This window comes from Streptomyces sp. NPDC089919, assembly GCF_040684615.1.
GTDB lineage: Bacteria > Actinomycetota > Actinomycetes > Streptomycetales > Streptomycetaceae > Streptomyces.
In genome coordinates, this window is the sequence record NZ_JBFBGK010000214.1 from 1 (window position 1) to 3,801 (window position 3,801).

At 78.0% G+C, this 3,801-nt stretch carries 1 protein-coding gene; it reads left to right on the top strand.

The features are described 5' to 3' along the window. Window positions 1-442 precede the first annotated feature (442 nt). Complete coding sequence (locus AB0O40_RS37650; RefSeq protein WP_365050825.1) at window positions 443-3,604, top strand: molecular chaperone Hsp90; 3,162 nt, start codon at window positions 443-445, stop codon at window positions 3,602-3,604. Window positions 3,605-3,801: the final 197 nt, after the last annotated feature.

The following is a 3,801-nucleotide window of genomic DNA, read 5'->3' on the forward strand; positions in this document are numbered from 1 at the left end:
AGCCGCGCCTCAATCGCCGGCGGGGCTGGACGTGCCGGGTCCCCGCCCGGGCGGGACGCAAGGGGTGGGCGGGGCCCAGGTTTCGGGGCGCTGCCCCGGACCCCGCGCCTCAATCGCCGGCGAGGCTGGAAGTGCCACTCCACCGGCGGGGCTGGAATTGCCACTGCCCGGCGGGCTGGAGTTGCCGGCTTCGGTGGGCTGAGGATGTCCCCGTCTGAGCGGGTGTCAAAGGGCGGGCCGCGCCCAGGTTTCGGGGCTCCGCCCCGGACCCCGCGCCTCAACCGCCGGCGGGGCTGGAATCGCCGCTCACCGGCGGGGTGACCGCGGGGTGGGGGTGGGGGAGGTGGGGGCGCGCGGTACCTTCGGCGGGGCGGCGGGACGAACCCGCTGCATACAGGGAGGCAACGGCGTGAGCGCACGAGTGACGGCAGCCCCAGACGGCATGGACCCGTTCATGACCGCACGGCTGCGCCGCGGGGTGCTCGACGCCTGGGGCGCCAGCCCGGCCCGCTTCCGCGAGGACGCCAACGCCGAGGAGGACCTGGCCCTCGGCGGCTACCGCGACCGCCTCGTCGTCGAACTCGCCCAGAACGCCGCCGACGCGGCAGCCCGCGCCGGCGTCCCCGGCCGCCTCCGCCTGACCCTGCGCCCCGGCGTCCTGGCGGTGGCCAACACCGGCGCCCCCCTCGACGCGGCCGGCGTCGAGTCGCTGTCCACCCTCCGCGCCTCCGCCAAGCGCGGCGCCGCCGAGTCCGTCGGCCGCTTCGGCGTCGGCTTCGCGGCCGTGCTGGCGGTCAGCGACGAGCCGGCCGTGGTGGGCCGGCACGGCGGTGTCCGCTGGTCCCTGGCCGAGGCCCGGGAGCTGTCCCGCGAGGCCGCCCAGGGCAGCCCCGGCCTGGGCGACGAGCTGCGCCGCCGCGACGGCCACGTACCGCTGCTGCGGCTGCCGTTGCCCGCCGAGGGCACCGCTCCCGACGGGTACGACACGGTCGTGATCCTGCCCCTGCGCGACGGCGGCGCCGAGGACCTGGTGGCCCGGCTGCTCACCGGCATCGACGACGCGCTGCTGCTGACCCTGCCAGGCCTCGCCGAGCTGGTGGTGGAGACCCCGGAGGGCACCCGTACGCTGCGCCGCCGGGAGGCGGAGGGCTACACCGTCGTCGAGGACAGCGTGCACGGCGCCACCCGCTGGCGCACCGTGCGGCACAGCGGGACGGTCGAGCCCGCGCTGCTGGCCGACCGCCCGCTGGAGGAGCGGCTGCGCCCGCAGTGGACGGTCGCCTGGGCGGTACCCGTGGACGCCGAGGGCGCGCCGGTGCCCCCCGGCACCGCGCCCGTGGTGCACGCCCCGACCCCCACCGACGAGCCGCTGGGCGTCCCGGCGCTGCTGATCGCCTCGCTGCCGCTGGACACCGCCCGCCGGCACCCCGCGCCGGGCCCCCTCACCGACTTCCTGGTCGAGCGGGCCGCCGACGCGTACGCCGAACTCCTCGCGGACTGGCAGCCGGTGAGCGCCGCCCTGGTCGACCTGGTGCCCGGCCCGCTCGGCAAGGGCGAACTGGACGGCGCGCTGCGCGCGGCCGTGCTCGAGCGGCTGCCCCGGACCGCCTTCCTGGCTCCGGCCGTGCCCTCGGAGGAGCTGACCGCGCTGCGGCCGTTCGAGGCGGAGGTCGTGGAGGGCGCGGGCGCCGACACGGTCAAGGTGCTGGCCGAGGTGCTGCCCACGCTGCTGCCGGCCGGCCTGGAGCGGCGTACCGAGCTGCGGACCCTGGGCGTGGGCCGGCTGCCGCTGGGCGACGCGATCGAGCGGATCGCGGGCGCGGAGCGGCCGCCGCGCTGGTGGTACCGGCTGTACGACACCCTCGCCGGGGTGGACCCGGACCGCCTCTCGGGCCTGCCGGTGCCGCTGGCCGCCGACGGCCCGGAGGCCGCGGACCAGGACGGTCCGGAGGCCCGGTTCGCCGACGCCGACGCCGATCCGCTGGCGGACGACCGGTTCGGCGGCCGCCCGGCCCCGTCGGGGGTGCGCACCACCATCGGGCCCCGGCACGTCCTGCTGCCCGGTCCCGGCACGCCCGCCGCGCTGACCCGGCTGGGCCTCAAGGTCGCCCATCCGGACGCCGCGCACCCGCTGTTGGAGCGGCTGGGGGCGCTGCCCGCCACCCCGCGCGCGGTGCTGACCACCCCGCAGGTGCGGGCCGCGGTCGCCGCCTCCCTGGACGCGGACGAGGTGTGGGACGAGGACGCGCTGGACGCGGAGGAGCTGGCCGAGGTGGTCCTCGGGCTGGTCCGCGAGGCGGGTCTGGAGCCCGGCGACGAGCCCTGGCTGGCGGCGCTTGCACTGCCCGACGAGGACGGCGAGAGCGCCCCGGCCGGTGAACTGGTGCTGCCGGGCTCGCCGTTCGCGGCGGTCATGCGGGAGGGTGAACTGGCCCTGTGCGATGCGGAGCTGGCCGAGCGGTGGGGTGAGCAGCCGCTGACCGCCTGCGGTGTGCTGGCCAACTTCCAGCTGGTGCGGGCCGCGGACGTGGTCCTCGACCCGGACGAACTGGAGCCGCGGGAGGGCGACTTCGCGGAGCCGGACGACGCGGGGCTGCTGGACGTGGTGGACGTGTGGTGCGAGGACGTGCTGGACCAGCTGCCCGAGACCGCGGTGCCGCCGGTGGCGACCGAGCTGGTGGCGGTCCGGGACCTGGACCTGGTCGACGACGACGCCTGGCCGCAGGCGCTGGCGCTGCTGGCGCAGCCGCCGCTGCGGGACGCGCTGACCCAGCCGGTACGGGTGCTGCTGCCGGACGGCACCGTGCAGACCGTCCGGCCGTACACCGCCTGGTGGTTGCGCGACCACCCGGTGCTGGACGGGCGCCGGCCCGCGGGGCTGCGGGCGGCCGGCGGGGACCCGCTGCTGGAGGGCCTGTACGCGTCCGCGGACGCCACCGGCTTCGAGGACGAGCAGGTGCTGCGGGCACTGGGGGTACGCACCTCCGTCGCGGCGCTGCTGGACGAGCCGGGCGGGGCGGCGGAGCTGCTGGGCCGGCTGGCCGACCCGGACCGGGACGTGACGGCCCGTCAACTCCACGCGCTGTACGGGGCGCTGGCCGAGCTGGAGCCGGAGCAGGTCACGCTGCCGGAGGAGCTGCGGGCGGTGGTGGACGGCGAACTGCGGGTGGTGGACGCGGCGGACGCGGTGGTGGCCGACGCGCCCGACCTGCTGCCGCTGGCGGCGGGTCTGCCGCTGCTGCCGGTGGCGCCCGAGCGGGCGGCGGACCTGGCGGAACTGCTGCAGGTGCGGCGGCTGTCGGGGACGCTCCCGGCGGAGGTGGCCACGGAGGGTGAGGTGCGGGAGGTGCCGGAGCCGGTGCGGGTGCTGCTGGGGCCGTCGGTCCCGTCCTCGTACGTGGAGCACGAGGAGCTGGTGGCCGGCGGCATCGAGCTGGACTGGCGGCGCACGGCGGACGGCGTCCTGCACGCGGCCACGCTGGAAGGTGTGGCGGCGGGCCTGGCCTGGGCGGCCGGCCAGTGGCCCCGCCGCTTCGAGGTCGCGGCCCTCCTGGAAGACCCCTCCCGCACCGAAGAACTGGCCCGAGACCGCTGGTTCGACTGACCCGGCGTGACAGTCCGCGTCCCGGGCCGGCCTGCCTAGCGCTTGCGGGGGCCTACCAGCCTCGCCGGCGCTTGAGGCGACCGTCGCGGAGCGGCGGTGCGGGGGATCCGGGGGCGGAGCCCACCGGTTTCGGGAAGGGGCGGGGTGGGGCCGGCTCCGCGCAGCGGCCGGGCGCGGGCCCGGGAGCCGCGCCTCAA

What these genes read in the sequence shown, in the direction of transcription:
- AB0O40_RS37650 (WP_365050825.1), top strand. Translation starts at nt 443, where the DNA reads ATGGACCCGTTCATGACCGCACGGCTGCGCCGCGGGGTGCTCGACGCC.